Origin of the sequence: Nocardioides malaquae (genome assembly GCF_015070385.1) — a bacterium.
GTDB classification, from domain to species: domain Bacteria; phylum Actinomycetota; class Actinomycetes; order Propionibacteriales; family Nocardioidaceae; genus Nocardioides; species Nocardioides malaquae.
The window spans coordinates 156224-181713 of the sequence record NZ_JADCSA010000005.1 but is presented as its reverse complement, the minus strand read 5'-3'; the positions used below and the strand labels follow the sequence as shown (position 1 = coordinate 181713).

Below are 25490 nucleotides of genomic sequence, written 5' to 3'. Positions count from 1 at the left end.
TGACACCTGTGACGCAGGTCACATAAGGGGTCCGTCTAGGGTTGAGGCATGGACGTCCCCCACGCCCCCCACGGTCCGCTGCCCACCGGAGGGACCGTTCGTCCCATCACCCGATGGGGCGCAGACGTCATGCACCGCGCGCAGGCTGAGGTGACCACGTTCGACGAGGAGCTGCGCTCCCTGGCCGCCGACATGGTGGCCACGATGTACGCGGCCGAGGGTGTGGGACTCGCCGCCTGCCAGATCGGTGAGGACGTCGCTCTGTTCGTCTTCGACTGTCCCGACGCCAGCGGAAGACGCACGGTCGGCGTGGTCTGCAACCCGCACCTGGTCCTGCCTGAGGGGCCCGATCGTGTCCTCGACGTCGACGACGAGGGGTGCCTCTCCTTCCCCGGCGCGTTCGTGGAGTGCGCCCGTCCCGACTGGGCCGCGGTCGAAGGGGTCGGCCTGGACGGCTCCCCCGTCCGTTTCGAGGGTGACGGACTGCTGGCCCGCTGCCTGCAGCACGAGACCGACCACACCGAGGGGACGGTGTTCGGTGACCGACTGCCCACCAAGCTCCGCAAGAAGCTGACCAAGGCGCACGACAAGGCCGCCAAGCGCTACCCCGCGCTCTGGCCGGCTGGGTGAGACCTGCGCCTCAGCGCCGAGCTGCGACGTAGCAGGCGACCGCGCACGCAGCTGCGACATTGAGGGAGTCGACTCCGGCCGACATCGGGATGATCGCGCGCCGATCAGCGCTCTCCTGCCAGCGACGGGAGATCCCAGGGCCCTCCGAGCCCAGCACGAGGGCGAGCCGGTCGACCCCGCGCACCGCGTCCGCGATGTCGGTGGCGTCGGGTGCCAGGGTGAGGGCCACCGAGGTGAACCCGCGACGTGACAGGTCGGTGAGGGCGTCGTACCAGTCGGGCAGGCGGGTCCACGGCACGTGGAAGACGCTGCCCATCGCGACCTTGACCGCCCGACGGTAGAGCGGGTCCGCACACCGCGGCGACAGCAGCACGGCGTCGAAGCCGAGGGCCGCCGCCGAACGGAAGACCGCTCCCACGTTGGTGTGGTCGACCACGTCCTCCAGGACCAGGATCGACCGAGCTCCCTCGAGCACCTCGTCGAGGCCCGGCAGGGGCGCGCGGTGCAACGAGGCCAGCGCTCCTCGGTGCACGTGGAACCCGGTCACGGCCTCGGCCATCGACTCCGAGACCACGTAGCAGGGCGCTTCGGTGCGCTCGAGCACGTCGGAGAGGCCCTCGAGCCAGCGCGGCGCCATCAGGAACGACCGCGGCCGGTGACCTGCCTCGACGGCCCGCCTCACGACCTTCTCCCCCTCAGCCAGGAAGAGCCCGTGCGCAGCCTCCAGGCTCTTCCTCAGCTGGACGTCTCGCAGGTCGCGGTAGTCGGCCAGACGTGGGTCGTCGGGGTCGGTGACCTCGTGGAGCGTGGCCACGTCAGGAGCCCGTGGGGTAGTGCCCCGGGTGGGCCACGGACACGACGTCGCCCACCACGATGATGGCCGGCGGTCGCACGGCCTCAGCCTCGATGTCCGCCGCCAGGTGCTCGAGGGTGGTGAGCACGGTGCGCTCCGTGGGCATCGTGCCGTCGCACACGACCGCCACCGGTGTGGTGCCAGGCCGCCCGTGCGTCATGAGTGTGGTCGCGATCGCCGGCGCGTTCTCGACCGCCATGAGGAGCACCAGGGTCCCCCGCAGTCCGGCGAGGGCCGACCACTCCACCAAGGACTCGGGGTGCCCCGGTGGCAGGTGGCCGGAGACCACGGTGAACTCGTGGGCCACTCCCCGGTGGGTGATCGGGATCTGGGCGAGTCCCGGGACCGCCACGGCCGAGCTCAGGCCGGGTACCACGGTCACCGGGACCCCGGCCTCGCGGCAGGCGAGGATCTCCTCGAAGCCCCGCCCGAAGACGAAGTTGTCACCGCCCTTGAAGCGGACCACCCGCTTGCCGGCCAGCGCGCGGTCGACGATGACGTCGTTGATGTACTCCTGCCGGGCGCTGCGACCTCGTGGCAGCTTCGTGACGTCGAGCAGCTCCACGTCCGGTCCGAGCTCCTCGAGGAGCGCCCGAGGTGCCAGTCGGTCGGCGACCACCACGTCGGCGGAGGCCAGCGCGTGCCGAGCCGCCACCGTCACCAGCTCGGGGTCGCCGGGGCCTCCCCCCACGATCACGACTCCCGGGGAGCGGTCGAGGGCGCCCTCGGCGTGGAGGTGCCCGTCGCGCAGCGCCGTGAGGATGGCGTCCCGCAACGCGGCGGACTGGCGGGGCTCACGGTTGCCCAGCACCGCGACCGTGACCGACCCGTGGCGACCCACGGCGGGGGTCCAGGCGGACGCCCGGCCGGCGTCGTCGCTGCGTACGCAGAAGATCCGCCGCTGCTCGCACGCCTCCGCGACGGCAGCGTTGACCTCAGGCACGTCGGTGGCGGCGATGCAGTACCACGCGTCGTCGAGGTCGCTGGTCTCGAAGGGACGCAGGGCCAGCGTCAGCTCGGCTGCCATGCCCTCGATCGCCGGCGTCACCTCGGGAGCGACGACGAGCACGTCGGCCCGGGCGTCCAACAGGGCGGGGAGGCGTCGCTGCGCGACGTGTCCCCCGCCGACGACGACGACACGGCGGCCCTCCAGACGGAGACCGGTCGGGTAGGGCGCAGCCTGGGGAGCGGCAGGGGCAGTCGTCATGGCTCCATTCTCCCTGCCGTGGACCTTGTCTCCTGCACCCGTCTCGCTAGAGTCACGGGGCATGAGCCTGGAGCGCCCCGTTGCCCCGAATCCCTACGACCTGCTGCCGGCCACCGCGTCCTTCACCGTCACCTCCACCGACGTGACGGACGGCGCGCCGCTCAACCGGGCGCAGGTGGCCGACGGAGGGAACTCCTCGCCCCAGCTCTCGTGGTCGGGAGCGCCGGAGGGCACGCGGTCCTATGTGGTGACCTGCTTCGACCCCGACGCCCCCACGCCCTCGGGCTTCTGGCACTGGGCACTCGTCGACGTGCCCGCCGACGTGACGTCGCTGGAGGCCGGGATCGCCGAGGCGAACCTGCCGGAGGGCGCCTTCCACCTGCGCAACGACGGCGGCGAGGCCGGTTTCATGGGGGCTGCTCCCCCGGCGGGAGACCAGCCGCACCGCTACTTCTTCGTCGTCCACGCCGTCGGAGAGGAGAAGCTCGGCATCGACGCTGACGCGTCCAACGCGGTGATGAGCTTCAACCTCGCCTTCAAGACTCTGGGGCGCGCCGTCATCCACGGCACCTACCAGCACTGAGCCGGCGCACCGCCTTGCGCCGACGGCGCCCGCGTCGTCAGACGCGGCCGAGCAGCTCGGCAAAAGGCGTCGGGTCGGCGAACTCGTCGCGCTTCGACGAACCGGTCGCCGTGGCCGGGCCCAGGAGTGCCGCGAGCTCGCCGGCCGCCCGTCGTGCCCGCGCGTCCAACGCCCCGTCCGCGTCGGAGCCGAAGTCCTCGGTGGCCGCGAAGACCGCCGTCGGCACCGGCACCGCCTTGAGGTGGGCGAAGAGCGGCCGCAGGGCGTGCTCCAGCACCAAGGAGTGGCGAGCGGTGCCTGCCGTCGCGGCCATGAGCACGGGCGTGCCGTCGAGCAGCCCCGGCTCCATGACGTCGAAGAACATCTTGAAGAGACCCGAGTACGACGCCTGGAAGACCGGCGTCACCGCGATGAGCGCGTTGGCCCGGGCGACCTTCTCCATCGCCTCGGACAGGTCGCCGCTGGGAAACCCGGTGACCATTCGGTCCGCCAGGGGGCGAGCCAGGGGCCGCAGCTCGATGACGTCCAGCTCGACGGGCTCGCCGGTGACCCGCGTCAGTGCGTCGAGGGTGTGCTGACCCAGCAGGTCGGCCAGGACACGGGTGGACGAGGGGTTGCTGAGGCCGGCGGTGACGACGACGACGCGGGTGCTCATGCTTGCTCCTGCAACTGGGGCGAACGGCCGGTGACGGTGTCGGCCACCGCGGTGGGGGCGGTCTCCACCCGCTCGCCGCGCGCCGCCAGCAGCGACGCGTGGGTGGGGGCTGACGGCACGTCGGCAGGACGCAGCGACGCGAACTCCTTGCGCAGCGCCGGCACGACCTCCTCGCCCAGCAGGTCGAGCTGCTCCAGCACCGTCTTCAGTGGCAGACCGGCGTGGTCCATCAGCCAGAGCTGACGCTGGTAGTCCCCCGCGTACTCACGGAAGGCGAGCGTCTTCTCGATCACCTGCTGCGGCGAGCCGACGCTGAGCGGCGTCTGTGCCATGAAGTCCTCGAGCGAGGGACCGTGGCCGTAGACGGGGGCGTTGTCGAAGTAGGGACGGAACTGGCGCACGGCGTCCTGGCTGTTGCGGGCCAGGAACGCCTGGCCGCCGAGACCGACGATCGCCTGGTGGGCGGCGCCGTGACCGTAGTGCTCGAACCGCCGGCGGTAGAGCTGAATCATCTGGGCGGTGTGGGAGGCCGGCCAGAAGATGTGGTTGGAGAAGAAGCCGTCGCCGTAGTAGGCGGCCTGCTCGGCGATCTCCGGGCTGCGGATCGACCCGTGCCACACGAACGGCGGCACGCCGTCCAGGGGGCGGGGCGTGGCGGTGAAGCCCTGCAGCGGCGTGCGGTGCTTGCCCTGCCAGTTGACGACGTCCTTGCGCCACAGCTGGTGGAGCAGGGCGTAGTTCTCCACGGCCAGCTCGATGCCGTCGCGGATGTCCTTGCCGAACCACGGGTAGACCGGTCCGGTGTTGCCGCGACCGAGCATCAGGTCGATGCGACCGTCGGCCAGGTGCTGCAGCTGGGCGTAGTCCTCGGCGATGCGCACCGGGTCGGTGGTCGTGATCAGCGTCGTCGACGTGGAGAGCAGCAGGCGCTCGGTCCGGGCGGCCACGTAGGCCATCGTCGTCGTCGGCGAGGTCGCGACGAAGGGCGGGTTGTGGTGCTGGCCGAAGGCCATGACGTCGAGGCCCACCTCCTCGGCCTTCTGCGCGATGGCAATCGTGGCCTTGATGCGCTCGTGCTCGGTGGGGGTACGACCGGTCGTGGGGTCGGTCGTCACGTCACCGACGGTGAAGATTCCGAACTGCATCACAACTCCTGATTGAAAGTCGAACGGACCGGGGGAACGTGCCGCGGTCGGTGCCTATTCCCCCGTACTGGCAGGATGACGCCATGCGTGAGGAGACAGGCCTGCCCCGGGTGGAGGCGCCCGTGCCCGACGTGCTGGGCGCCGGCTACTCGGCGGAGACGATCCACCTGGCCGACGACGACGAGGGCCCGGTGGTGGCGACCCTGGTGAAGCGAGAGCCGGCACAGCCCACCGAGCGCGCCGTGCTGCACGTCCACGGCTTTGCCGACTACTTCTTCCAGACCGAGTACGCGCAGTGGTGGACCGACCGCGGGTACACCTTCTACGCTCTCGACCTGCGCAAGTACGGGCGGTCGATCCGGCCACACCAGACGCCCAACTACGTCGACGACCTGACCGCCTACCACGCCGAGCTCGACGTCGCGCTGGACCTCGTCACCCGCCGCGACGGCCACTCGGTGGTCGTGGGCAGCGCCCACTCGACGGGTGGTCTGGTCCTGCCCCTGTGGAATGCCGCCCGGGGCGAGCCGCTCGCCGCCATGGTGCTGAACGCCCCGTGGTTCGACCTGCGTGGTCCGTGGTTGATGCGTTCGGTGGGCACGACGGTGATCCATCGCGTGGCACGGCAGAACCCGCGTCGGGTGATTCCGAGGTCGGTCAGCGGCTACTACGCGCGATCCCTGCACGCCGACCACGAGGGCGAGTGGCACTTCGACCTCGACTGGAAGCCTCTCAAGTCCCGGCCGGTGTACGCCGGTTGGCTGAGCGCCGTCCGGGAGGGCCACCGCATCCTGCACAGGGGCCTGGGGCTGCAGCGGCCCGTCCTGGTGCTGTCCTCGGACCGGACCAGCCTGCCCGTGCGGATGGACGAGGACGTCCACACCACCGACATCGTGCTCGACGTCGACCAGATCCGCCGTTGGGCGCCCACCGTCAGCAGGCACGTCACCACCGTCAGTGTGCCGGGCGCGCGTCACGACGTGGTGCTCTCGCGGCCAGCGGTCCGCGCCACCGTCTACGCCGAGCTCGACCGATGGGTCCGCACCTACGTGGAGGGATGATCCCCTCGCTGGGCAGGGGTCACCCGAGGACGAAGGCGACGAGCGCCGCCAGGCCGACGACCACGATGAACCCCCGCAGCCATGCGTCGGACAGTCGTCGTCCCACGCCGGCACCGATCTGACCGCCCAGCACCGATCCCGCCGCCACGAGCAGCACCACCTGCCAGTCGACCTGCGCCACGAACGCGAAGACCAGGCCGGAGACGCCGTTGACGGCCGCGCCCAGCACGTTCTTCACTCCGTTGAGGCTCTGCAGGTTCTCCTGGATGCCGATGCCCATGATGGCCATCAGCAGGACCCCCTGGGCGGCCCCGAAGTAGCCGCCGTAGACACCGGCCAGCAGGATGCTGGGCCACACCCACCACGCGCCGTGGTGCGGGAGTCCACCGGTGGCGTCGTGGCGGACGGCGACCCACCGTGAGATCCGGGGGCCGGCCACCACGAGCGCCACCCCGAGCAGGATGAGGACCGGCACCACGGTGGCGAACACCTCGGCAGGCAGGACGAGCAGGAGCGCCGCGCCCGCGAGGCCACCCAGGAGCGAGGCCGAGAGCAGACGAAGGACGCGACTGCGCTGACCGCGGAGCTCACGGCGATAACCGATCGCCCCGGATATCGACCCGGGCACCAGTCCGATGGTGTTGGAGACGTTGGCTGTCACCGGGGGCACCCCGAACGCCAGCAGGGTCGGGAACGTGATGAGCGTTCCCGACCCCACCAGGGTGTTGATCGTTCCGGCGGCCATCCCTGCGAGCAGGACGATGGCCCCCTCCAGCGGTGTCACGGGGCCGTCGGCCCGCCTTCCTCGCCGGTGCCTCCGGCAGCAGGACCGGGGCTCGGCACGTCGCTGATCTCACGCGCCGCGGCGATCGCCTCGGCGGCGGCGTCCTGGGCCGCACGGGCCGCGTCTCCGCTGCCGGCAGGCTGCACCGGCTCGGTCGAGCCCATGTCGACCCGCTTGACGGGGGTGGCGTCACGCGGGATGCCGGCCAGGTCGGTCATCGTGGAACCGAGACCCTCCAGGGCCTTGCCGATCTCCGACGGCACGATCCACAGCTTGTTGGCGTCACCCTCCGCGATCTTCGGCATCATCTGGAGGTACTGGTAGGCGAGCAGCGACTGGTCCGGCTGTCCGTCGTGGATGGCCTGGAAGACCGTCTGGATCGCCTGGCCCTCACCTTGGGCGCGGAGGATCGCGGCCTCGCGGTCGGCCTGGGCCCGCAGGATCTGCGACTCCCGCTCACCCTCGGCGTTCAGGATCGCGGACTGCTTGTTTCCCTCGGCGGTGAGGATCGCGGACTGGCGCTGACCTTCGGCCTGGAGGACCAGGGCGCGCTTGTCGCGATCGGCACGCATCTGCTTCTCCATCGCGTCCTTGATGGACGGCGGCGGGTCGATGCCCTTGATCTCGACGCGGTTGACGCGAATGCCCCACTTGCCGGTCGCCTCGTCGAGCACCCCCCGAAGACCGCCGTTGATCTCCTCACGGCTGGTCAGGGTGTCCTCGAGGTCCATCCCACCGACGATGTTGCGCAGGGTGGTCATGGTGAGCTGCTCGACGGCCTGGATGTAGTTGGCGATCTCGTAGGTCGCGGCGACGGGGTCGGTGACCTGGAAGTAGATCACCGTGTCGATGGAGACGACGAGGTTGTCCTCCGTGATCACCGGTTGCGGCGGGAAGCTGACGACCTGCTCACGCAGGTCGATGAGGTAGCGCACCCGGTCGATGAAGGGCACGACGATGTTGAGACCTGCCGGCAACGTCTGCTTGTACTTGCCGAAGCGCTCGACGACGCCAGCCCTGGCCTGTGGCACGATCCGGACCGTCTTGGAGAGCACGACGATCACGAACAGCACCAGCAGGCCGATGAGCACGAAGGGCCACATGGCTGCTCCTGTTCTGTGGTGGTGGAAAAGTCAGGTGAGTGGGGCGGCGACCGGGTGCACCACGGCCGTGGCGCCGCGGATCTCCAGCACCTCCACCGTGGCGCCCACGGTGAGGGTGAGGTTCTCGTCGTAGGGCACCGCAGACCAGATCTCCCCGCCGAGACGGATGCGTCCGGCGGCGTGGGCGGCTACCTCCTGGGTGACCACGCCCTGCTGGCCGACGAGCTTGCCGTGACCCAGCATGAGGTCGGGGCCGCCGTGCAGGCGACGGGCGATGGAGGGACGCGCCAGCCACAGGGCGGCCAGTGAGGCCGCGGCCGCGAGCAGCATCTGGGCCACCAGCGGTGCCCCCAGCAGCGCGGCCACCATGCCGACTCCTGCACCGAGGGCCAACATGATCAGGATCAGGTCCAGGCTGAACATCTCGGCCACGGTGAGCACGACGGCCAGCCCCAGCCAGGTCTCCCACACGTGATCACGGAACCACTCCATGCCGGAACCCTAGCGCCCGGCGGGGACACGGGGCGGCGGCTGTGCACACCCCGGACCGACCGGCGTCACTGCGCCGCACGCGCGGGCGGGCGCCGGCGGGCTGCGTACCGACCGTCCTGCTGGGTCAGGAGGAGCGGCATGGCGAAGGTCTCCGAGAGTGCCTCCTGGGTCACCACTGCGTGCAGGGGCCCCTGGGCCACCACCCGCCCGGCGCGCAGCATCAGCGCGTGGGTGAACCCGGGTGGGATCTCCTCGACGTGGTGGGAGACGAGCACCGTGGCGGGTGAGTCGGGGTCGAGGGCGATCGAGGCGAGGGTCGAGACGAGGTCCTCCCGCCCGCCGAGGTCGAGACCGGCAGCCGGCTCGTCGAGCAGCAGGAGCTCGGGGTCCGCCATGAGGGCCCGGGCGATCTGGACGCGCTTGCGCTCCCCCTCGCTGAGCGTGCCGAAGGCACGGCCGGAGAGGTGGGCGGCTCCCACCTCCCACAGCAGTCCCGCCGCCCGGTCGTGGTCGAGGTCCTCGTAGACCTCACGCCACCGCCCGAGCACGCCGTAGGAGGCGGACACGACGACGTTCTCCACCAGCTCGTCGCGCGGGATGCGGTCGGCGAGTGCGGCGCTGGTCAGCCCGATGCGGGTGCGCAGCTCGAAGACGTCGACCGCGCCCAGCACCTCGTCCAGGATGCCGGCGACCCCCTCGGTGGGGTGCATCTGCCCGGCGGCGACCTGGAGCAGGGTCGTCTTCCCCGCTCCGTTGGGCCCGAGCACCACCCAACGTTCGTCCTCCTCGACCGTCCAGGTGACGTCGTCGAGCAGCGTCGACCCTCCGCGTCGGACCGTCACGCCCGCGAACTCCAGGACTGTCGTCATGGCGCGTACCCTATCGAGCCGCGCGCAGCCCGGCGGTGCACCGCACCGTGCCTTGAGCCGCACCGTGCCTTGAGCCGCACCGTGCCACGACGCGTCGGAGCGCGGGCTAGTCTCGCCCGGGTGACCTCGACTGCTCCCGCGCTGCTGCTGGCGTGGTGGGGCACCGCCTGGCTCCGCGGCCTCACCTCCACCGACCACCTCCTCGAGGCCATGACGGCGGCCGCCGCGGTCCACTCCGTGCACCCGGCGCCGGAGTCGTCGCCGAGGTGGGACGAGGCGGAGGGCGCCAGCCTGGTGCCGCTGCTGGCCGCACTGCGACGGCAAGGGGCCCTCAGTCTGGGGGCCACGTTCCCGGCCGAGGGCGACCCGCTGGGCCTCGCCGGCCCGCGGGAGCTCAACCTCGACGCGACCGACGTGGGCGAGGCGCTGCTGTGCCCGGACGTCGGCCTGGCCGCCGTGCCGCACCACGTCGGTGCCGGGATGACGTGGGTGCTGCACCCCGCCCGTCCGCGCCCGCTGCCGGACCTCGGGGAGGCCGACCGAGGCCTTCGCGGCGTGATGCTGCGGTCGGTCGAGACCCTCGAGCGTCTCGACGTGGCGGCCTGGAGCCCCGACCTGGCCGACGAGGTGCTCAACGCCACGCACCACCGGCCCCTGCCCTCGTCGCCCGGAGTTCCCGACCCCGTCCGGGCCCTCGCGGGCCGGGCGCTGTCGGCGCGCACGATCGCTGCGCTCGCGCTGCGCGACCACGGGGGCGCGGTCTCGGCCCACGAGGTGTCGGCACGCCACCACGTCGTGACCGACCTCGACCGCGCAGGACGGGTCGCGCTCAGTGCTGCTGCGTCCCCGTGGTGCTGGCCCCCCGGCCAGCCCGAAGCCTGATCCTGGGGGCCGATCCGGAGCCGACGAAGGTAGCCTCTGCACTGCCATGGAGAACCAAGACGCCCAGACGCTGCTGATCACCTTCACCGGCAAGGACCGTCCCGGCGTGACCGCGAGCGTCCTGCGACGGTTGGCCCGTTGCGGCGTCCACGTGCTCGACGTCGAGCAGATCGTGCTGAGGAGCCGGCTGGTGCTCGGCATCCTGGTCACCGGCCCGCGGGAGTGGAAGAAGTTGCGCCGCGACCTCGAGGCGCTGGGCGAGTCGCTCGAGATGCACGTCGAGGTCTCCCGCGGCGAGGGGGACACCCGGGCCCGGGGCGCCGGCCGCAGCCACGTGACGGTCATCGGCGCGCCTCTCAAGGCCTCAGCCCTGGCCGCGGTGACCGGTCGGATCGCGGATGCGGGCGCCAACATCGACCGCATCGTGCGGATGGCCCGCTACCCGGTCACCGCCCTCGACCTGCACGTCTCGGGCATGGCCCCGGAGAAGTTGCGGACCGTCCTGGCGGCTGAGGCCGCTGCCCAGGGCGTCGACATCGCGGTCCAGCCCGCGAACCTCCTGCGCCACGGCATGCGTCTGATCGTGATGGACGTCGACTCCACGCTCATCCAGGGTGAGGTCATCGAGATGCTGGCCGCCCACGCCGGGGTCGAGGAGGAGGTCGCGCGCGTGACGGAGGCCGCGATGCGCGGTGAGCTCGACTTCGAGCAGTCGCTGCGGCACCGGGTCTCCCTGCTGGCCGGTCTTCCCGCCTCCGTGCTCGACGACGTGCACGCCCAGCTCCAGCTCAACCCCGGCGCTCGTACGTTGGTGCGCACGCTGCGGCGGCTGGGCTACCGCTTCGCGATCGTGTCGGGTGGCTTCAGCCAGGTCACCGACCGGCTTGCGGCGGACCTGGACATCGACTTCGCCCGGGCCAACGAGCTCGAGATCGTGGACGGCCACCTCACCGGCCGCATCGTCGGTGACGTCGTCGACCGCGCCGGCAAGGCCGAGGCGTTGCAGGAGTTCGCCGCGACTCTGGGCGTGCCCCTGGAGGCCGTGATCGCGATCGGCGACGGCGCCAACGACCTCGACATGCTCAGCGTCGCCGGCCTGGGGGTGGCCTACAACGCCAAGCCCGTGGTGCGCGACGCCGCCGACACGGCCGTCAACGTGCCCTACCTGGACACGATCCTCTACCTGCTCGGCATCTCCCGCGAGGAGATCGAGGTGGCCGACGCCGAGGCGGGCCTCACGACCCCGGCTCCCCCGGTCTGACGTCCCGCCACCCCCGGGGCCGCGCGTCAGTCGTCCGGCACCCGGAAGGCTGCCAGTCGCCCGTCGCCCCACGACAGGCGACTCCACTCCACGGTCACGTCGAAGAGCGCGAAGGCGGCCGGAGGGTGACCACGAGCCATCGACAGGGCGGCCTCACGCTTCCCCGCTCCGTCCTGCAGGAGGTTGGCGACCTGGCTCACCGTGGGGTTGTGCCCCACGAGGACCACGACCCTCGCGTCGTCGGGCACGAGGCGGAGCAGGTCGAGCGCGGCCTCCACCCCGGCGTGCACGAGCGCGGGCTCCAGGTCCGGCGGTGCGGTCCAGCCTGTGGCCCGCACCATCGCCGCCCACGTCTCGCGCGTGCGTACGGCCGGGGAGACGATCGCGTGGTCGGGCACGACGCCGTGCTGGTGCAGCCAGGCGCCCGCGGCCTCGGCGTCTGCCCGGCCCCGGTCGGTCAACGGGCGCTCGACGTCCGAGGCCGCCACGGCCTCGGCCGTCGCGTGCCGCATGACCACCAGCCGACGCGGACCCGGACTCACGGCGGCCATTCTTCCACGCCGTGCCGCAGGCACGAGCGGATCGACGCTCCCATCAGAGTCCCTGGGAGTGGAAACCGCCGTCGACGTGCACGATCTCTCCGGTCGTGGCGGGGAAGAAGTCGGAGAGCAGGGCGACGACCGCCCGCGCCGTGGGGTCGTGGTCAGTCTCGTCCCAGCCCAACGGTGCGCGGTCCTTCCAGGCGCTCTCCAGGTCCTCGAACCCCGGGATCGCCTTGGCCGCGAGGGTCTTCAGCGGGCCGGCGGCCACCAGGTTGCAGCGAATACCGTCCGGGCCCAGGTCGCGGGCCAGGTAGCGCGAGGCGGACTCCAGGCCCGCCTTGGCCACGCCCATCCAGTCGTAGGCGGGCCAGGCCTGGGTGGCGTCGAAGGTGAGGCCGACGATGGAGCCACCGGACGACATCAGGGGGCGGCACGCCGTCACCAACGACTTCAGGGAGTAGGCCGACACCTGGACGGCCTGGGACACGTCGTCCCACGGGCCCTCCAGGAACCGGCCACCCAGCAACGTCTCGGGGTTGCCGTAGGCGATCGAGTGCACCACGCCGTCCAGGTGGTCGGCGTGCTCGCGCACCTGGTCGGCGAGGCCGGCGAGGTGGTCGTCGTCGGTGACGTCGAGCTCCAGCACGGGGGGTGTCACCGGGAGGCGGCCGGCGATGCGGCGGGTGATGCCCAGTGCGCGACCGAAGTTGGAGATGAGGACCGTGGCCCCCTGCTCCTGGGCGACGCGTGCGGTGGCGAACCCGATGGAGGACTCCATCGTCACGCCGGCAACGAGGATCGTGCGGCCGTCCAGAATGCCCATGGCTGATACCTGCTTCTCTCGTGCGGAAGGTGTGGGGTGCGGAGGGTGGGTCAGTGGCCCATGCCGAGGCCGCCGTCGACCGGGATCACGGCACCGGTGACGTAGGCCGCGCCCGGCGAGGCCAGCCAGGTCACGGCGTGGGCGACCTCGTGCGGGTCGCCGTAGCGCGCCAGCGGCACCTGGGCCGTGATGGCGGCGCGCTGGGCGTCGCTGAGCGCCGCGGTCATGTCGGTGTCGATGAAGCCGGGCGCCACGACGTTGGTCGTGATGCCGCGGCTGCCGAGCTCCCGGGCCATCGAACGAGCCATTCCGACCAGGCCCGCCTTGGAGGCCGCGTAGTTCACCTGGCCGGCCGAGCCCAGCAGTCCCACGACCGAGGAGATCAGGATGATGCGCCCGCGACGCAGGCGCAGCATCTGCTTGGCGCCGCGGCGGGCCAGGTGGAACGTGCCCGTGAGGTTGGTGTCGATGACCGAGCGCCAGTCGTCCTCGCTCATGCGCAGCAGCAACGTGTCGGCGGTGACGCCGGCGTTGGCCACGAGCACCTCGACCGGTCCGTGCGCCTCCTCGGCGTCCTTGAAGGCAGCCTCGACGGCCGCCGGGTCGGTCACGTCGCACCGGACGTCCAGCGCGCCGGTGGGCGCACCGCCGGTGCGGGTGGTGACGGCGACCTTGTCGCCCTGGGCGAGGAACGCCTCGGCGATCGCGCGGCCGATGCCGCGGTTGCCTCCGGTCACGAGGACCGAACGGGGGGACTGGGAAGTGTCGTGGACAGTCACGCGTCCCGACCGTAACCATTACTCCGGGGTACGCGAAAAGACCTCGCCCCACGGCCCGCACGTATGCTGGAGGGCATGGCACGCAGCAGGTCTCGGGACACCGAGGCGGTCCGCATCACCACCGCCCGGACCCGGCGCGGCGAGGAGCGTGACGGTCGGATCCGCAACTACCTCGTGTCCATGACGGTCCGCGTCGTCTGCTTCGGCGCGGCCGTCGCCGTGGGCCCCGGCGTCCTGCGCTGGGTGCTGATGGCGGGTGCCGTCTTCCTGCCCTACGTCGCCGTCGTCATGGCCAACGCGGTCGACCTCCGCAGCGAGGACCAGTCCCTGGGCCGCGTGATCACCGACCCGCAGCTCGAGGGCCCCGGGGACCGGCCGTCGCTCAGCGGCCCCGACCAGACCGAGAGCGAGGAACCTGAATGATCCACCCCAGCGACGGCCCCGACGTGGACACGTGCTCGGCCAAGAGCTGCACGGCGCCCGCAGCCCACGCCCTTTTGTGGAACAACCCGAAGATCCACACGCCCGAGCGGCGCAAGACGTGGCTCGCCTGTCCCGAGCACGTCACTTCCCTGGGCGACTTCCTGCGCGCCCGGGGCTTCCTCAAGGACGTCGTCGTCCACCCCTGAGGCCCGGGGCCGCGCTCGCGGCGGGTCAGCCGCCGATGGCCGACATCGGGCGCGGCGGCTGGAGGAACGTCGGGTCGTTGATCCCGTGACCCGGCAGCTTGGAGGCGACCGCGGCGGCCCACAGCTCGGCGATCCGTGCGTCGTCGGCACCCGAGCGCAACGCGCTCCGCAGGTCAGACTCCGTGGTGCTGAAGAGGCAGTTGCGCACCTGGCCGTCGGCAGTCAGCCGGACGCGGTCACAGGCCCCGCAGAAGGGTTCGGTGACCGAGGCGATCACACCCACCGTCCCCGGGCCCCCGTCGACCGTCCACAGGTCGGCCGGGGCGCTCCCCCGCTCGCCCGGCGCCGGCGTCAGTACGTGGGTGAGCGACAGACGTTCCCGGATCTCGGCCGCGGTGACCATCTCGCTGCGACGCCAGCCCTGCTGGGCGTCGAGAGGCATCTGCTCGATGAAGCGCAGGTGGTAGTCGCGCTCCAGGCACCAGGACAGCAGCTCGGAGGCCTGGTCGTCGTTGACGCCACGCACGAGGACGGCGTTGATCTTCACCGGGGCGAGTCCCGCCTGCGCGGCGGCGGCCAGGCCGGCGACGACGTCGTCCAGACGGTCCCGCAGGGTCAGGGCGCGGAAGGTCTCCCGGCGCACGGTGTCGAGGCTCACGTTCACCCGGGTGAGTCCCGCCTCAGCCAGGGCCTGGGCCTGCCGGGCGAGCCCGATGCCGTTGGTGGTCAACGAGAACTCGGCCGCGCTGTCGTGGGCGCACCGCCGCACGATGTCCACCAACCCTCGCCGGAGCAGGGGTTCACCCCCGGTGAAGCGCACCTCACGGATGCCCAGCCGATCCACCCCGAGGCGTACGAGACGCACGACCTCGTCGTCGGTGAGCTGCTCCTCCCGCGGCATCCAGGCCAGGCCTTCGGCTGGCATGCAGTAGGTGCACCGCAGGTTGCAGAGATCAGTCAGCGACACCCGCAGGTCGGTCGCTGTCCGCCCGTGGCGGTCCCGCAGCGCGATCATCTGCCCAGCATAGGCTCCCGGTGGCGGCGTTGGGCCAGACGGATAGCCTCGGGGCGTGCAACGTCTTGGCTTCCTCGTCAGCAAGAGGTGGGGTTTCTTCCTTGTGGCCGTGGCCCTCCTCTCCTGGCTCGCCTGGGAGCTGGGGCAGTGGCAGTTCGACCGGCTGGAGGACCGCCGGGAGCGCAACGCGATCATCGAGCGCAACGACCGTCAGGATCCCGTCGACGCCGAGTCCGTCCTGTCCGTGGGCGAGGCGGTCGAGGCCGACGAGGAGTGGAGCCTGGTGCGCGCGACCGGCACCTACGCCGCCGACGAGACGGTCTTCGTGCGCTACCGCACCCACCGCAGCGCCTCCGGCGTGCAGGTGGTCGTGCCCCTGCAGCTGGAGAGCGGGGCCACCCTGCTGGTGGACCGGGGCTGGTGGCAGACCGCGAACCGCGGCGAGATCCCCGACGACGTCCCCGCCCCGCCGACCGGGCAGGTCGAGGTGCTGGGTCGGGTGCGTGCCGACGCCACGGGCGACGCCGCCCGGGTGAGCGACCGCGGCACCCGGGCCATCTCCAGCGTCGAGATCGGCGAGGCCCTCGGTCGTGACACCCTGGGCGGCTTCGTGGAGCTCGTCGAGGAGTCCCCCGAAGCCGCCACACCCCTGACGCTGCCCGACGAGCCGGAGCTCGACGAGGGACCCCACTTCTTCTACGGACTCCAGTGGTGGTTCTTCGGTGCCCTGGCCATCTTCGGCTTCTTCTACCTGCTCTACGACGAGTGGCGCGACCGGCGGGCCGAGACGCAGGCGGCTAGCCGGTCTGAGGCGGACCGACGGTCGGAGGAAGAGGGACGGTCAGAGGCTGCGCAGGAGGCCGCCGTCGACCGCGAGGGCGACGCCGTTCACGAATGAGGCCCGCGGCGAGAGCATGAAGGCCGCGACGTCGCCGAACTCCTCGGGCCGGTCGTAGCGACGCAGCGGAATGGCTGCCGACACCCTCTCCCGCGCCGCGGCGGCGTCACCCGTGCTCGCGTCGAGCTGCTGCACGCGGTCGGTGTCGATCCGGCCCGGCAGGAGACTCAGCACCCGGATCCCACGCGGACCCCACTCGTCGGCCATCTCCTTGGCCACCATGGCCAGGCCGGGGCCGCAGCCCGTTGGAGATGCCCAGACCGGTCAGTGGTGCCTTCGTCCTCTCCACGCTGACGAGCACGCCGTCGACCCGACCCCACCGGGACTCGGCCACCTCGAGCATCCTGCGGGTGGTGAGGGGGTCGGCGTTGTCGCCGGTCACCGTCGCGGCCCGGTCGGTCCCGAGCTCGTGGGCCAGATCGTCCAACGCGGCGGCACCGCGACCCGAGACCACCACCCGGGCGCCCTCCTCGACCAAGGAGCGTGCGGTGGTCCGGCCGAGGCCCAGGCTGGCACCCGTGAGCAGGAAGACGCGGTCACGCAGGTGGAGGTCCATGGGGCCACCCCAGGGACCCGGCGCGCGTCAGCCTGTCGCGGTGACTCCCTCGGTGGCGACCTCGCGCTCCGCCCCGAGGAACTGGGTCCGGTGCAGGTCGGCGTAGAGCCCCCCGGCCACGATGAGCTCGGTGTGGGTGCCTCGCTCGACGACCTGCCCCTGCTCCAGCACCAGGATCTGGTCGGCGTTGCGGACCGTGGACAGGCGGTGGGCGATGACCAGCGAGGTTCGCCCCTCGAGCGCGCTGTCCAGGGCGCGCTGGACAGCCGCCTCCGACTCGCTGTCGAGGTGCGCGGTGGCCTCGTCGAGCACCACCACTGCGGGCGCCTTGAGGAGCAGCCGGGCGATGGCGAGACGTTGGCGCTCACCACCGGACAGCCGGTAGCCGCGATCGCCCACCACGGTGTCGAGGCCGTCGGGCAGCGACCGCACCAGGTCGGCGACGTGCGCGGCCTCCAGGGCCTTCCAGACGTCGGCCTCTCCGGCGTCGGGGCGGGCGTACACGAGGTTGGCCCTGATGGTGTCGTGGAACATGTGCGCGTCCTGCGTGACGTAGCCGACGACGGCCTCGAGCGACTCGAGCTGGACGTCTCGGACGTCCTCACCGCCCACCAGCACGGCCCCGGAGTCCACGTCGTAGAGGCGCGCCACCAGGTGGGTCATGGTGGACTTGCCGGCCCCCGAGGGGCCCACGAGCGCGATCATCTGCCCGGGCTCGGCGACGAACGAGACGCCGTGCAGCACCTCGCCGTTGTCCCGACTCTCGGTGCGCGCCAGGCCCTCCAAGGAGGCCAGAGAGACGTCCTCGGCCCGCGGATAGCTGAAGTGGACGTCGCGGAACTCCAGGCGCGAGCTCGATGCCGGCAACGCCACGGCACCGGGCTTCTCCTGGATCGGTGAGGGCAGGTCGAGGACCTCGAAGACCCGGTCGAAGGAGACCAGTGCGGTCATGATGTCGATGCGCACGTTCGAGAGCGCCTGCAAGGGACCCAGCAGACGGGTGAGCAGGATGCCCAGGGCCACCACCGTGCCCACCGACAGATCGCCGCGGATGGCCATCACCCCGCCGAGTCCGTAGACCAGGGCGGTCGCCAGGGCGGGCACGAGTCCCATCGCGGCCATGAAGATGCGAGTCAGCAAGGAGATGCGGATGCCGAGGTCGCGCACCACAGCGGCCTTCTCGGCGTAGCGCTGGTCCTCCTCGTCGCGACGGCCGAAGAGCTTGAGCAGCATCGCTCCACCGACGTTGAACCGCTCCGTCATGGCGTTGCCCAGGTGGGCGTTGCCGTCCATCTGGGCTCGAGTGAGACCTGCCAACCGGTTGCCCACCCAGCGTGAGGCGAGCAGCAGCAGGGGAAAGAGGAGCAGGCAGAGCAGGGTCACCTGCCAGCTGAGGAAGACCATGGTGGCCCCCACGACCACGGCCGACACCAGGTTGGAGACAGTGCCCTGCAACGTCGAGGTGAAGGCGCGCTGGGCGCCGATCACGTCGTTGTTGAGGCGACTCACCAACGCGCCGGTCTGCGTCCGCGTGAAGAAGGCGAGCGACTGACGTTGGACGTGGCCGAAGACCTGCGTCCGCAGGTCGAAGATGAGTCCCTCACCGATGCGGCTGGAGAACCAGCCGTTGACCACGGTGAACGTCGCACCGAGAGCGGCGACGAGCGCCACCCCTGCCGACAACCAGACGACCAGCCCCACGTCGCCCGTGGCGACCCCGTCATCGATGATGCGCTGGAGCAGAAGGGGCGGGACCGCGACCAGGGCTGCGTCGAGGACGGTGACGGCGAGGAAGACCGCGATCAACCGGCGGTGCGGTCGGGCGAACGACAGGACGCGGCGCAGCGTGCGTCGCTCCACCCGGGCGTCGACGACGGTCCGGTCAGCCCTCAGGTGGCGCATGGCGGGTCCCCCGCCGCGTCCCGTCATCGACATGGCATCTCCTCTCAGCCGCCCATGGCGGCTGCCACTGCTCGGAAGCGGCGGGTCTGGGCCTCGCGCTCCAGCCGACGCTGGTCGTCGAGCGACCGGTCGGCGGCCCCCTGGAGCAGGGTCTTGGTCTCGGAGAGGACGTCCGGCATGGTGCCGACCAGCGTCTGCGCCATCCGGTTCACCGCCTCGTCCAGCTCGTCCGCACCGTGGGCGCTGAGGGCGAGCCCGATCCTCACGGCCTCGTCAGCCTCCACCATGCGTGCGGTGGCGCAGATCTCCAGCGCCCTGCTGTAGCCAACTGCCTCCACCAGGGGTTTTGTTCCCGTGAGGTCGGGCACGAGGCCCAGTGCCGACTCCTTCATGGAGAAGCGGGCGTCGGTGGAAACCATCCGCACGTCGCAGGAGAGTGCCAGCTGGAAGCCGGCGCCCACCGCGTAGCCGCGCACCTTGGCGACGGAGACGAACCGCGAGTCCCGCAGGAAGGTGAACCCCTCCTGGTACTCGCCGATGGTGTCCGCCATCGCCTCGTCGGATCCGGCCAGCAGGGCGAGCACGGACTCTCCACCGGCCGCGTTGCCGCGCGGGTCGAGCACGCTGCGGTCGAGGCCGCTGGAGAAGTGCTCGCCCTCCCCCTGGACGACCACGACGCGGACCTCGTCCGGAATGGCGGCACCGAGACCGGCCAGGGCTCGCCACATCGCGGGGGTCTGGGCGTTGCGCACCTCGGGACGGGACAGGGTGATCGTGGCGACCGGCCCCTCGACCTCGTAGCGGAGACCGACGGCGGAGAGTTCCTCAGGAGTCATGCACGGCATCCTAGGCCGCGGAACTACTCACCGGTAGCAAGGCGCGGCACTCAGGCCAGCGAGACCAGCTCGGCGTAGTCGTCACTCCACAGGTCCTCGTCGCCGTCGGGCAGGAGCAGCACCCGGTCCGGCTCGAGCGCGTGCACGGCCCCCTCGTCGTGGGTCACCAGCACGATCGCTCCCTCGTACGTCCGGATGGCGGCCAGCACTTCCTGGCGCGACGCGGGGTCGAGGTTGTTGGTCGGCTCGTCGAGGAGCAGCACGTTGGCGCTCGAGACGACCAGGCTCGCCAGGGCGAGTCGGGTCTTCTCCCCGCCGGAGAGCACCTTGGCCGGCTTGTGCGCGTCGTCGCCGGAGAAGAGGAACGACCCCAGCACCGAGCGGGCCTCGGTGTCGGTGAGCTGCGGAGCGGCGCTCTGCATGTTCTCCAGCACCGTGCGCTCGGTGTCGAGGGTCTCGTGCTCCTGGGCGTAGTAACCGACCTTCAGGCCGTGGCCCGGCAGGACCTTGCCGCTGTTGGGCTCGTCGACCCCCGCCAGGAGTCGCAGCATCGTGGTCTTGCCGGCGCCGTTGAGCCCGAGGATGACCACACGCGAACCGCGGTCGATGGCCAGGTCGACGCCGGTGAAGATCTCGAGCGCACCGTAGGACCGCGAGAGCCCCTCGGCCATGAGGGGGGTCTTGCCGCACGGCGCGGGGGCCGGAAACTTGATGGCGGCGACCTTGTCCTGCTGGCGCTCGCTCTCCAGGTTGGCGACCATCTTGTCGGCACGCTTGAGCATCGACTGGGCCGCGGAGGCCTTGGACGCCTTGGCGCGCATCCGGTTGGCCTGGTCGGTGAGGACCTTGGCCTTCGACTCGGCGTTCTGGCGCTCACGACGCCGACGCCGTTCGTCGGTCTCGCGCTGGGTGAGGTACTGCTTCCAGCCCATGTTGTAGACGTCGATGGTGGCGCGGTTGGCGTCGAGGTGGAGCACCTTGTTGACGACCTGCTCCATCAGTGCGTTGTCGTGGCTGATCACGATGAAGCCGCCCTTGTGGTTCTTGAGGAACTCACGCAGCCACACGATCGAGTCGGCGTCGAGGTGGTTGGTGGGCTCGTCGAGGATCAGCGTCTCGGCGCCCGAGAAGAGGATCCGGGCCAGCTCGATGCGGCGTCGCTGACCACCGGAGAGGGTCTTCAGCGGCTGGTTGAGGATGCGCTCCTCGATGCCGAGGCTGCTGGCGATCGTCGCCGCCTCGGACTGGGCGGCATAACCGCCGTTGGCGTGCAGGTCGTCGTCGGCGCGCGCATAGCGCCGCATCGCCTTCTCGCGCACGTCCGGGTCGTCGCTGCCCATCTCCTCCTCGGCGCGGCGCATGCGACGTACGACGTCGTCGAGGCCTCGGGCCGACAGGATGCGGTCGCTGGCGATCACCTCCGGGTCGCCCGTACGCGGGTCCTGCGGCAGGTAGCCGACCTCGCCGCCGCGGACCACCTCTCCCGACGCCGGGAGGGCCTCCCCCGCCAGCACCTTTGTCATCGTGGTCTTGCCGGCACCGTTGCGCCCCACGAGACCCACTTTGTCCCCCGCGGCGACGCGGAAGCTGACGTTCTCCATGAGGAGTCGCGCACCCGCGCGCACCTCGAGCTGTTGGGCAGTGATCATCGCGTGGTTAGTGTACGGAGGTCACGGGGTACTGACCCCATCGGCGAACCTGCGAGGAGGTCGACGGCGATGCGGTTCAACCCGAGGGCACGTCTGGACACCGGACGAGTGGCGGATCGAGGTCGTTCCGGCGGACTCGGCGGCGGAGGTCGCGGTGGACTTCCCATCCCCGGTGGCGTGGCGGCGGGCGGTGGCTTCGGCACCCTGCTGATCGTGCTCCTCGTGGTGCTCGTCAGCTGCCTGGGCAACGACGGTGGCGGTGGTGGGCTGGGCGCCCCCGGAGGCATGATCGACCAGGGCGCCGGCGCGGACACCTCGCGGATGACCGACTCGGGCCGCTACGACCACTGCGAGACCGGCGAGGACGCCAACGAGGACGTGGACTGCGCGCGGGTCGCGGTGGAGAACTCGCTCTTCCAGTACTGGAGCGACGTCTTCACTCGCGGCGGGGCGCGCTTCCGTCCCGCGAGCATGACCACCTTCACCGGCGGGGTGGGCACCGGGTGTGGCCAGGCATCCAGCCAGGTCGGTCCGTTCTACTGCCCCGCCGACCAGGGCATCTACCTGGACGACTCCTTCTTCTCCGACGTCCTGGAGAAGCAACTGGGCGGCAACGGCGGTGACTTCGTGGAGCCGTACGTCCTCGCGCACGAGTACGGCCACCACGTCCAGAACCTGCTCGGCACGATGGGGAAGGTACGCACGCAGCAGGGGCCGCAGAGCGACGCGGTCCGCCTCGAGCTGCAGGCCGACTGCTACGCAGGGATGTGGACCCGCGCGGCCGAGGGCACCAGCGACGTCGAGGGGGTGGCGATCTTCGCCGAGCTCGACCGGGGTGACATCGAGGAGGCGCTCGACTCGGCGAAGGCCGTGGGCGACGACCGGATCCAGCAGCGCTCGGGCGGCCGGGTGGACTCGGACGGCTGGACCCACGGATCCTCCGAGCAGCGCATGCGCTGGTTCATGACCGGTTACGAGCGCGGCGACCTCGGAGCCTGCGACACGTTCGCCGCCAACCAGCTCTGACATCCAGGCGCTCAGCCTCCCTGGGCCACCGCGACCACGTGGGGAAGGTGGCGCTGCATGGCCCGGATGTAGGGCGCCACGCTGGGGTGCCGGAACTTGCCGGCCAGGGCACCTTCGCCGCCGGCCACGCGGGCCAGGGCCCAGTCGGCCCGGGTGAGCACGGTGTAGGTCACGACGGCCCGCGCGGCGAAGGCGACGTCGCCCCGTCCTGCCCCGGGGACCGCGTCGTCCCGGTGCCCCAGACCGTCGAGGTAGGCGGAGAGCAGGTCCTCCAGGTCCTCGGGCACGCTGAGGGCCAGATATCCGAGGTCGGCGCCGGCCGGCCCCACGCCGAGCGAGGACCAGTCGATGGCAAGGATGGTGTCGTCCTGCCTCCCTCGCAGGTTGGCCGGCACGGGGTCGCCGTGCTGGAGCACCCAGGGCAGCTCGGTGAGGCGCGCCACGACCTGCCCTCGTCGGCGCCACACCGCGTCGGCCAGGTCCGCGACCGGAGTGCGCGCCAACGTCGCCCAGCCGCCGCGCCTCTCCACCTCCCCTACCCGCAACGCGAACTGGCTGCGCGCCAACCAGTCCACCCGGGGAACCGTGGCCGTCGCAAACCGTCCGAGGCCCCGGGCCAGGCAGAGCCCGTCGTGGGCGACCTCGTCGACCCAGGGCGTCACGACCGTCGCCCCGTCGGCATCCTCCTCGACCTCGACCGCGGGCAGGCCACGCAGACCCGGGGTGTGCTCGACCGCCCCCGAGGCAGCCACGTCGACGTCACGGCGCCAGTAGGCAGGGTGGCCGGGGTCGTCGAGCACGGTGGCGTCGTGAGGTCCGGGTCGCTCGAAGCGTTTGACGACGACCCGATGCCCGCCGATGTCGGCCGCCCACGCCCCCACACTGGAAGGGCCGGTGGGCAGACGCTCCCACCCCGGCTCCGGTTGCCACATGGGGCCATCGTGGCAGAAGTCCGCACCCCGGGGCCGGAATTGCCGCGTGGCTACCATCGGTGGCGTGCAGGCTTCCGCTGACCTCCTCGCCCACTGGCAGCGGGTCGTCAACTGCTCCGCCGCCGAGATCGAGGAGTGGCACACCACCGCCGAGTCGGCGGCCGTCGGAACCCGTCGACCTGGAGACAGGTGGAGCGTGGGACAGCTGGCCGGCATGCGGACGTCTGAGCTCCTCGAGATGCCCCTGGAGGAGTGGACAGCGTCTGAGTGGGCGCACGTCCGCAGGGTGACGGGCTTCGTCCGGCGTCACCGCGCACAGTGGCCGCGCGGCGACGTCGCCGGCAGCCGCTGGCGCCATGCGCTGCGCAACTGGGGTCACGACCCCCTGTGGGGGACGCGACTCACCCTCTCCCCCGGCGACGAGCGCGGGAGACGGGAGGTGCTGGTCGACTCCCACCCCGTGGGCCGGCTCGACCTCGACGTCACGTCCGGAGCCGTCGCGACCGTGGAGCGCCTCGAGCTGGACGAGGTCTGGCAGCGCCGTGGGATCGGCACTGCCGTCCTGCACTTGGTGGCGGTCGAGCACCACGGTCGTGTGGAGGTCCTCACAACGGGCGCGGCGCCCGGCGTGGTCGAGAGGCTGGCCCGACGGCACTGGCGTGCTCCTGCACCGGGCGCGCCGGCGCTCGTGCTCGAGGGATGGTGAGACCCCTGGCCGATGACGTCAGGAGTTGTGGACCTCGACGGCCAGGCTGAGCGCGTCGCCGACGGCTGCCTCCAGGGAGGCTCGGCGCGGCGTCCCCGGCACGTCGGAGATCCAGTGCTGGGGCAGGTCCTCCAGGCCCGCCATCTCGACGACCGCCACGACGCCGGCGTGGTCGCCCCCGACGGTCAGCGGGCCACGCAGACCCGCCAGGTGCGTACCGGCGTGCTCCGCTGCGGCCTGCCACGCGACCCGTGCCTGGTTGTCACGCCTGCGGGCAAAACGCTGCTGGCTCTGACCGCCGGCCTTCGTACGCCCTTGCACGTGGCGCTGCCCCACCTTGGAGGAGACGATCCGCTCACCGTGCAGGCGTGCCACCGCGTATCCCCCGCGACGGGCCAGGAGAAGACCCCAGTCGGCGGGTGCCGTCCACGCGTCCAGGAAGTCGCTCACCTCGGCCGGCCCGTCATAGACAGTGCCGAAGGGCAGTGAGGCCCGGAACCAGGACCCGTCCTCGGCCCTACCTTCCAGCCCTGGACCCGCGCTGTGGAAGGTGGCACCGTGCGCCGTCACGAAGTTGCTGACCCACCGGGCGAAACGCCCGGCGGGGACCATCACGTTCCGGCTCAGAGGAACTCCAGCGGGTCGAACTCGTCGATCCCGATGATCCTGATCCGGGGCAGCGGCGAGTTGAACGCGCGCACGTCGTGCTCCATGTCGACGACCCGCAGGCCAGGGAGCCCCCGGAACCCGGCGTTGACGAACTCCCCGAAGCCCACCAGGGCCACGTGCCGGGTGCCGTCGCACAGCTGACGCACCTGGGGCAGGAAGTCTCCGTCGTGGCTCACCAGCGCGACGTCCGCCTCCCGGGCGGCGATCGCCTCGGCCGTGCGCTGGATGGCCGTGTCGACGACCTTGCCCTCACCGCGCAGGGGCACCGGGCGGAACCCGATGGCGGTCAGCGCCTGGATGAACGGCATCGGCAGGTCGTCGTTGACGGCGAGGAAGAACAGTCCCCGCGCCTCCTGCTCGAAGGCCTGCTCGGCCCACTCCAGGACACGGTCCCAGCGCGGTCTCTCCTCGGGGCGCGGTCGGCGCCCGAGGATGGAGTTGCCCAGGGTGGCGTCGATGTTCTCACCGTCGACGAGGACGTAGGTGAGCCGTCCTCCCGCGTCGTGCTGGCCCACTGCCCGGGCTCAGACGTTGAAGCCGAGGGCGCGCAGCTGCTCGCGTCCGTCGTCGGTGATCTTGTCCGGGCCCCACGGCGGCATCCAGACCCAGTTGATCGCGACGTCGTTGACGAGGCCCTCGAGCGCCATCTGCGTCTGGTCCTGGATCACGTCGGTGAGCGGGCAGGCTGCCGAGGTCAACGTCATGTCGATGACGGCGTTGGACTCCTCGTCGACATGGATCCCGTAGACGAGCCCCAGGTCGACGACGTTGATCCCGAGCTCGGGGTCGACCACGTCCTTCATGGCCTCGGTGACGTCCTCGACGGCCACCGACGAGGCACTCGACGAGGCGGCCGCCAGGTTGACCTTGGGCAGGTCGTCGTGGTGGCCGTGCCCGTGGCCGTGACCGTGCCCGGCGTGGTCGTGCCCGGCGTGGTCGTGCCCGGCGTGGTCGTGCCCGGCGTGGTCGTGCCCGGCGTGGTCGTGGTCGTGCGTGTGCTGGC

General features: G+C 71.4%; 31 protein-coding genes. 10 read left to right on the top strand and 21 right to left on the bottom strand.

Going from position 1 to position 25490, the window contains the following annotated elements; all coding sequences use genetic code 11:
* Positions 1 to 48: 48 nt before the first annotated feature.
* Positions 49 to 630 (top strand): peptide deformylase, encoded by a 582-nt coding sequence (gene def / locus IEQ44_RS07115; RefSeq protein ID WP_193637737.1) that lies wholly within the window; start codon positions 49 to 51, stop codon positions 628 to 630.
* Between the two features lie 10 nt (positions 631 to 640).
* Here the strand turns inward: def and IEQ44_RS07110 are convergent, their stop codons facing one another.
* Positions 641 to 1444 (bottom strand): TrmH family RNA methyltransferase, encoded by an 804-nt coding sequence (locus IEQ44_RS07110; protein WP_193637736.1) that lies wholly within the window; start codon positions 1442 to 1444, stop codon positions 641 to 643.
* A gap of 1 nt (position 1445) precedes the next feature.
* Positions 1446 to 2690: a uroporphyrinogen-III C-methyltransferase gene (gene cobA / locus IEQ44_RS07105; RefSeq protein ID WP_193637735.1), complete on the bottom strand. Its 1245-nt coding sequence runs from the start codon at positions 2688 to 2690 to the stop codon at positions 1446 to 1448.
* A gap of 61 nt (positions 2691 to 2751) precedes the next feature.
* On the opposite strand from cobA, the gene IEQ44_RS07100 reads away from it, so the two are divergent.
* Positions 2752 to 3273 (top strand): YbhB/YbcL family Raf kinase inhibitor-like protein, encoded by a 522-nt coding sequence (locus IEQ44_RS07100; RefSeq protein WP_193637734.1) that lies wholly within the window; start codon positions 2752 to 2754, stop codon positions 3271 to 3273.
* A gap of 37 nt (positions 3274 to 3310) precedes the next feature.
* On the opposite strand, the gene IEQ44_RS07095 is transcribed toward IEQ44_RS07100, so the two are convergent.
* Both IEQ44_RS07095 and IEQ44_RS07090 read right to left on the bottom strand, forming a co-directional pair.
* Positions 3311 to 3928 carry a CE1759 family FMN reductase gene (locus IEQ44_RS07095; RefSeq protein ID WP_193637733.1) on the bottom strand — a complete coding sequence of 206 codons (618 nt, stop codon included), beginning with the start codon at positions 3926 to 3928 and terminating at the stop codon, positions 3311 to 3313.
* The gene (locus IEQ44_RS07090; RefSeq protein WP_193637732.1) at positions 3925 to 5073 is read right to left on the bottom strand and encodes an LLM class flavin-dependent oxidoreductase; all 1149 of its coding nucleotides are present in this window, start codon (positions 5071 to 5073) and stop codon (positions 3925 to 3927) included. The genes IEQ44_RS07095 and IEQ44_RS07090 overlap by 4 nt, the downstream gene beginning before the upstream one ends.
* Positions 5074 to 5156: 83 nt before the next feature.
* On the opposite strand from IEQ44_RS07090, the gene IEQ44_RS07085 reads away from it, so the two are divergent.
* Entirely contained in the window at positions 5157 to 6134 is a 978-nt protein-coding gene (locus IEQ44_RS07085) for an alpha/beta hydrolase (RefSeq protein ID WP_193637731.1), read from the top strand.
* A gap of 19 nt (positions 6135 to 6153) precedes the next feature.
* Here the strand turns inward: IEQ44_RS07085 and IEQ44_RS07080 are convergent, their stop codons facing one another.
* The 4 genes from IEQ44_RS07080 to IEQ44_RS07065 form a co-directional block, all read right to left on the bottom strand.
* Complete coding sequence (locus IEQ44_RS07080; RefSeq protein ID WP_438861843.1) at positions 6154 to 6918, bottom strand: sulfite exporter TauE/SafE family protein; 765 nt, start codon at positions 6916 to 6918, stop codon at positions 6154 to 6156.
* Entirely contained in the window at positions 6915 to 8021 is a 1107-nt protein-coding gene (locus tag IEQ44_RS07075; RefSeq protein WP_193637730.1) for an SPFH domain-containing protein, read from the bottom strand. Before IEQ44_RS07075 ends, IEQ44_RS07080 begins: the two co-directional genes overlap by 4 nt.
* A 30-nt stretch (positions 8022 to 8051) precedes the next feature.
* Positions 8052 to 8513 (bottom strand): NfeD family protein, encoded by a 462-nt coding sequence (locus tag IEQ44_RS07070; protein WP_193637729.1) that lies wholly within the window; start codon positions 8511 to 8513, stop codon positions 8052 to 8054.
* A 65-nt stretch (positions 8514 to 8578) separates the two neighbouring features.
* Positions 8579 to 9382, bottom strand: a complete 804-nt coding sequence (locus IEQ44_RS07065) for an ABC transporter ATP-binding protein (RefSeq protein WP_193637728.1) — start codon at positions 9380 to 9382, stop codon at positions 8579 to 8581.
* 120 nt (positions 9383 to 9502) lie between these two features.
* On the opposite strand from IEQ44_RS07065, the gene IEQ44_RS07060 reads away from it, so the two are divergent.
* On the top strand, positions 9503 to 10264 hold the full coding sequence (locus tag IEQ44_RS07060; protein ID WP_193637727.1) for an Rv1486c family protein: 762 nt from the start codon (positions 9503 to 9505) through the stop codon (positions 10262 to 10264).
* 46 nt (positions 10265 to 10310) lie between these two features.
* Positions 10311 to 11525 carry a phosphoserine phosphatase SerB gene (gene serB / locus IEQ44_RS07055; RefSeq protein WP_193637726.1) on the top strand — a complete coding sequence of 405 codons (1215 nt, stop codon included), beginning with the start codon at positions 10311 to 10313 and terminating at the stop codon, positions 11523 to 11525.
* Between the two features lie 26 nt (positions 11526 to 11551).
* On the opposite strand, the gene IEQ44_RS07050 is transcribed toward serB, so the two are convergent.
* From IEQ44_RS07050 to IEQ44_RS07040, 3 genes are read right to left on the bottom strand one after another with little or no spacing between them, the layout of a single operon-like run.
* Positions 11552 to 12067 carry a SixA phosphatase family protein gene (locus IEQ44_RS07050; protein ID WP_193637725.1) on the bottom strand — a complete coding sequence of 172 codons (516 nt, stop codon included), beginning with the start codon at positions 12065 to 12067 and terminating at the stop codon, positions 11552 to 11554.
* 52 nt (positions 12068 to 12119) lie between these two features.
* Positions 12120 to 12890, bottom strand: a complete 771-nt coding sequence (fabI, locus tag IEQ44_RS07045; RefSeq protein WP_193637724.1) for an enoyl-ACP reductase FabI — start codon at positions 12888 to 12890, stop codon at positions 12120 to 12122.
* Between the two features lie 50 nt (positions 12891 to 12940).
* The gene (locus IEQ44_RS07040; RefSeq protein WP_193637723.1) at positions 12941 to 13669 is read right to left on the bottom strand and encodes a beta-ketoacyl-ACP reductase; all 729 of its coding nucleotides are present in this window, start codon (positions 13667 to 13669) and stop codon (positions 12941 to 12943) included.
* 75 nt (positions 13670 to 13744) lie between these two features.
* On the opposite strand from IEQ44_RS07040, the gene IEQ44_RS07035 reads away from it, so the two are divergent.
* On the top strand, positions 13745 to 14092 hold the full coding sequence (locus IEQ44_RS07035) for a DUF3099 domain-containing protein (protein WP_193637722.1): 348 nt from the start codon (positions 13745 to 13747) through the stop codon (positions 14090 to 14092).
* Positions 14089 to 14298 carry an acetone carboxylase gene (locus tag IEQ44_RS07030; protein ID WP_193637721.1) on the top strand — a complete coding sequence of 70 codons (210 nt, stop codon included), beginning with the start codon at positions 14089 to 14091 and terminating at the stop codon, positions 14296 to 14298. Before IEQ44_RS07035 ends, IEQ44_RS07030 begins: the two co-directional genes overlap by 4 nt.
* 25 nt (positions 14299 to 14323) lie before the next feature.
* On the opposite strand, the gene moaA is transcribed toward IEQ44_RS07030, so the two are convergent.
* Positions 14324 to 15313 carry a GTP 3',8-cyclase MoaA gene (moaA, locus tag IEQ44_RS07025; RefSeq protein WP_193637720.1) on the bottom strand — a complete coding sequence of 330 codons (990 nt, stop codon included), beginning with the start codon at positions 15311 to 15313 and terminating at the stop codon, positions 14324 to 14326.
* A gap of 55 nt (positions 15314 to 15368) precedes the next feature.
* On the opposite strand from moaA, the gene IEQ44_RS07020 reads away from it, so the two are divergent.
* Positions 15369 to 16211: an SURF1 family cytochrome oxidase biogenesis protein gene (locus tag IEQ44_RS07020; protein ID WP_193637719.1), complete on the top strand. Its 843-nt coding sequence runs from the start codon at positions 15369 to 15371 to the stop codon at positions 16209 to 16211.
* On the opposite strand, the gene IEQ44_RS16865 is transcribed toward IEQ44_RS07020, so the two are convergent.
* From IEQ44_RS16865 to abc-f, 5 genes are read right to left on the bottom strand one after another with little or no spacing between them, the layout of a single operon-like run.
* Positions 16155 to 16418: an SDR family oxidoreductase gene (locus IEQ44_RS16865; protein WP_264674443.1), complete on the bottom strand. Its 264-nt coding sequence runs from the start codon at positions 16416 to 16418 to the stop codon at positions 16155 to 16157. The two genes, IEQ44_RS07020 and IEQ44_RS16865, sit on opposite strands and share 57 nt — an antisense overlap.
* Entirely contained in the window at positions 16318 to 16767 is a 450-nt protein-coding gene (locus IEQ44_RS07015; protein WP_227487045.1) for an SDR family NAD(P)-dependent oxidoreductase, read from the bottom strand. Before IEQ44_RS07015 ends, IEQ44_RS16865 begins: the two co-directional genes overlap by 101 nt.
* 27 nt (positions 16768 to 16794) lie before the next feature.
* Positions 16795 to 18702: an ABC transporter ATP-binding protein gene (locus IEQ44_RS07010; RefSeq protein ID WP_319804540.1), complete on the bottom strand. Its 1908-nt coding sequence runs from the start codon at positions 18700 to 18702 to the stop codon at positions 16795 to 16797.
* Positions 18703 to 18713: 11 nt separating this feature from the next.
* Positions 18714 to 19505 (bottom strand): enoyl-CoA hydratase/isomerase family protein, encoded by a 792-nt coding sequence (locus IEQ44_RS07005; RefSeq protein ID WP_227487044.1) that lies wholly within the window; start codon positions 19503 to 19505, stop codon positions 18714 to 18716.
* 50 nt (positions 19506 to 19555) lie between these two features.
* Positions 19556 to 21154, bottom strand: coding sequence for a ribosomal protection-like ABC-F family protein (gene abc-f / locus IEQ44_RS07000; protein ID WP_193637717.1), 1599 nt, complete (start codon positions 21152 to 21154; stop codon positions 19556 to 19558).
* A gap of 69 nt (positions 21155 to 21223) precedes the next feature.
* Here abc-f and ypfJ point away from each other — a divergent pair, with 69 nt between their 5' ends.
* Positions 21224 to 22180 (top strand): KPN_02809 family neutral zinc metallopeptidase, encoded by a 957-nt coding sequence (gene ypfJ, locus IEQ44_RS06995; protein ID WP_193637716.1) that lies wholly within the window; start codon positions 21224 to 21226, stop codon positions 22178 to 22180.
* A gap of 11 nt (positions 22181 to 22191) precedes the next feature.
* Here ypfJ and IEQ44_RS06990 read toward each other — a convergent pair whose 3' ends face one another.
* A complete protein-coding gene (locus IEQ44_RS06990) occupies positions 22192 to 23112 on the bottom strand; it encodes a phosphotransferase (RefSeq protein ID WP_193637715.1) in 921 nt (306 codons plus the stop codon).
* Between the two features lie 64 nt (positions 23113 to 23176).
* On the opposite strand from IEQ44_RS06990, the gene IEQ44_RS06985 reads away from it, so the two are divergent.
* Complete coding sequence (locus IEQ44_RS06985; protein ID WP_319804539.1) at positions 23177 to 23818, top strand: DUF3140 domain-containing protein; 642 nt, start codon at positions 23177 to 23179, stop codon at positions 23816 to 23818.
* Between the two features lie 18 nt (positions 23819 to 23836).
* Here IEQ44_RS06985 and IEQ44_RS06980 read toward each other — a convergent pair whose 3' ends face one another.
* The 3 genes from IEQ44_RS06980 to IEQ44_RS06970 are packed head-to-tail and all read right to left on the bottom strand — an operon-like array spanning position 23837 to position 25362.
* Positions 23837 to 24430 carry an acVLRF1 family peptidyl-tRNA hydrolase gene (locus IEQ44_RS06980; protein WP_193637814.1) on the bottom strand — a complete coding sequence of 198 codons (594 nt, stop codon included), beginning with the start codon at positions 24428 to 24430 and terminating at the stop codon, positions 23837 to 23839.
* Positions 24431 to 24441: 11 nt separating this feature from the next.
* A complete protein-coding gene (locus IEQ44_RS06975) occupies positions 24442 to 25002 on the bottom strand; it encodes an NYN domain-containing protein (protein WP_193637713.1) in 561 nt (186 codons plus the stop codon).
* Positions 25003 to 25011: 9 nt separating this feature from the next.
* Positions 25012 to 25362 (bottom strand): metal-sulfur cluster assembly factor, encoded by a 351-nt coding sequence (locus IEQ44_RS06970; RefSeq protein WP_264674444.1) that lies wholly within the window; start codon positions 25360 to 25362, stop codon positions 25012 to 25014.
* Between the last annotated feature and the right edge of the window lie 128 nt (positions 25363 to 25490).

Coding starts and splice junctions, on each gene's coding strand:
- IEQ44_RS06990 (WP_193637715.1), bottom strand. CDS start 23,112: ATGTGGCAACCGGAGCCGGGGTGGGAGCGTCTGCCCACCGGCCCTTCC.
- IEQ44_RS07030 (WP_193637721.1), top strand. CDS start 14,089: ATGATCCACCCCAGCGACGGCCCCGACGTGGACACGTGCTCGGCCAAG.
- IEQ44_RS16865 (WP_264674443.1), bottom strand. CDS start 16,418: ATGGCCGACGAGTGGGGTCCGCGTGGGATCCGGGTGCTGAGTCTCCTG.
- IEQ44_RS07075 (WP_193637730.1), bottom strand. CDS start 8,021: ATGTGGCCCTTCGTGCTCATCGGCCTGCTGGTGCTGTTCGTGATCGTC.
- ypfJ (WP_193637716.1), top strand. CDS start 21,224: ATGCGGTTCAACCCGAGGGCACGTCTGGACACCGGACGAGTGGCGGAT.
- IEQ44_RS07005 (WP_227487044.1), bottom strand. CDS start 19,505: ATGACTCCTGAGGAACTCTCCGCCGTCGGTCTCCGCTACGAGGTCGAG.
- IEQ44_RS07085 (WP_193637731.1), top strand. CDS start 5,157: ATGCGTGAGGAGACAGGCCTGCCCCGGGTGGAGGCGCCCGTGCCCGAC.
- IEQ44_RS07070 (WP_193637729.1), bottom strand. CDS start 8,513: ATGGAGTGGTTCCGTGATCACGTGTGGGAGACCTGGCTGGGGCTGGCC.
- IEQ44_RS07015 (WP_227487045.1), bottom strand. CDS start 16,767: ATGGACCTCCACCTGCGTGACCGCGTCTTCCTGCTCACGGGTGCCAGC.
- IEQ44_RS07095 (WP_193637733.1), bottom strand. CDS start 3,928: ATGAGCACCCGCGTCGTCGTCGTCACCGCCGGCCTCAGCAACCCCTCG.
- serB (WP_193637726.1), top strand. CDS start 10,311: ATGGAGAACCAAGACGCCCAGACGCTGCTGATCACCTTCACCGGCAAG.
- IEQ44_RS07035 (WP_193637722.1), top strand. CDS start 13,745: ATGGCACGCAGCAGGTCTCGGGACACCGAGGCGGTCCGCATCACCACC.
- cobA (WP_193637735.1), bottom strand. CDS start 2,690: ATGACGACTGCCCCTGCCGCTCCCCAGGCTGCGCCCTACCCGACCGGT.
- IEQ44_RS07010 (WP_319804540.1), bottom strand. CDS start 18,702: ATGTCGATGACGGGACGCGGCGGGGGACCCGCCATGCGCCACCTGAGG.
- IEQ44_RS07065 (WP_193637728.1), bottom strand. CDS start 9,382: ATGACGACAGTCCTGGAGTTCGCGGGCGTGACGGTCCGACGCGGAGGG.
- def (WP_193637737.1), top strand. CDS start 49: ATGGACGTCCCCCACGCCCCCCACGGTCCGCTGCCCACCGGAGGGACC.
- IEQ44_RS07100 (WP_193637734.1), top strand. CDS start 2,752: ATGAGCCTGGAGCGCCCCGTTGCCCCGAATCCCTACGACCTGCTGCCG.
- moaA (WP_193637720.1), bottom strand. CDS start 15,313: ATGATCGCGCTGCGGGACCGCCACGGGCGGACAGCGACCGACCTGCGG.
- fabI (WP_193637724.1), bottom strand. CDS start 12,890: ATGGGCATTCTGGACGGCCGCACGATCCTCGTTGCCGGCGTGACGATG.
- IEQ44_RS07090 (WP_193637732.1), bottom strand. CDS start 5,073: ATGCAGTTCGGAATCTTCACCGTCGGTGACGTGACGACCGACCCCACG.
- abc-f (WP_193637717.1), bottom strand. CDS start 21,154: ATGATCACTGCCCAACAGCTCGAGGTGCGCGCGGGTGCGCGACTCCTC.
- IEQ44_RS06980 (WP_193637814.1), bottom strand. CDS start 24,430: ATGGTCCCCGCCGGGCGTTTCGCCCGGTGGGTCAGCAACTTCGTGACG.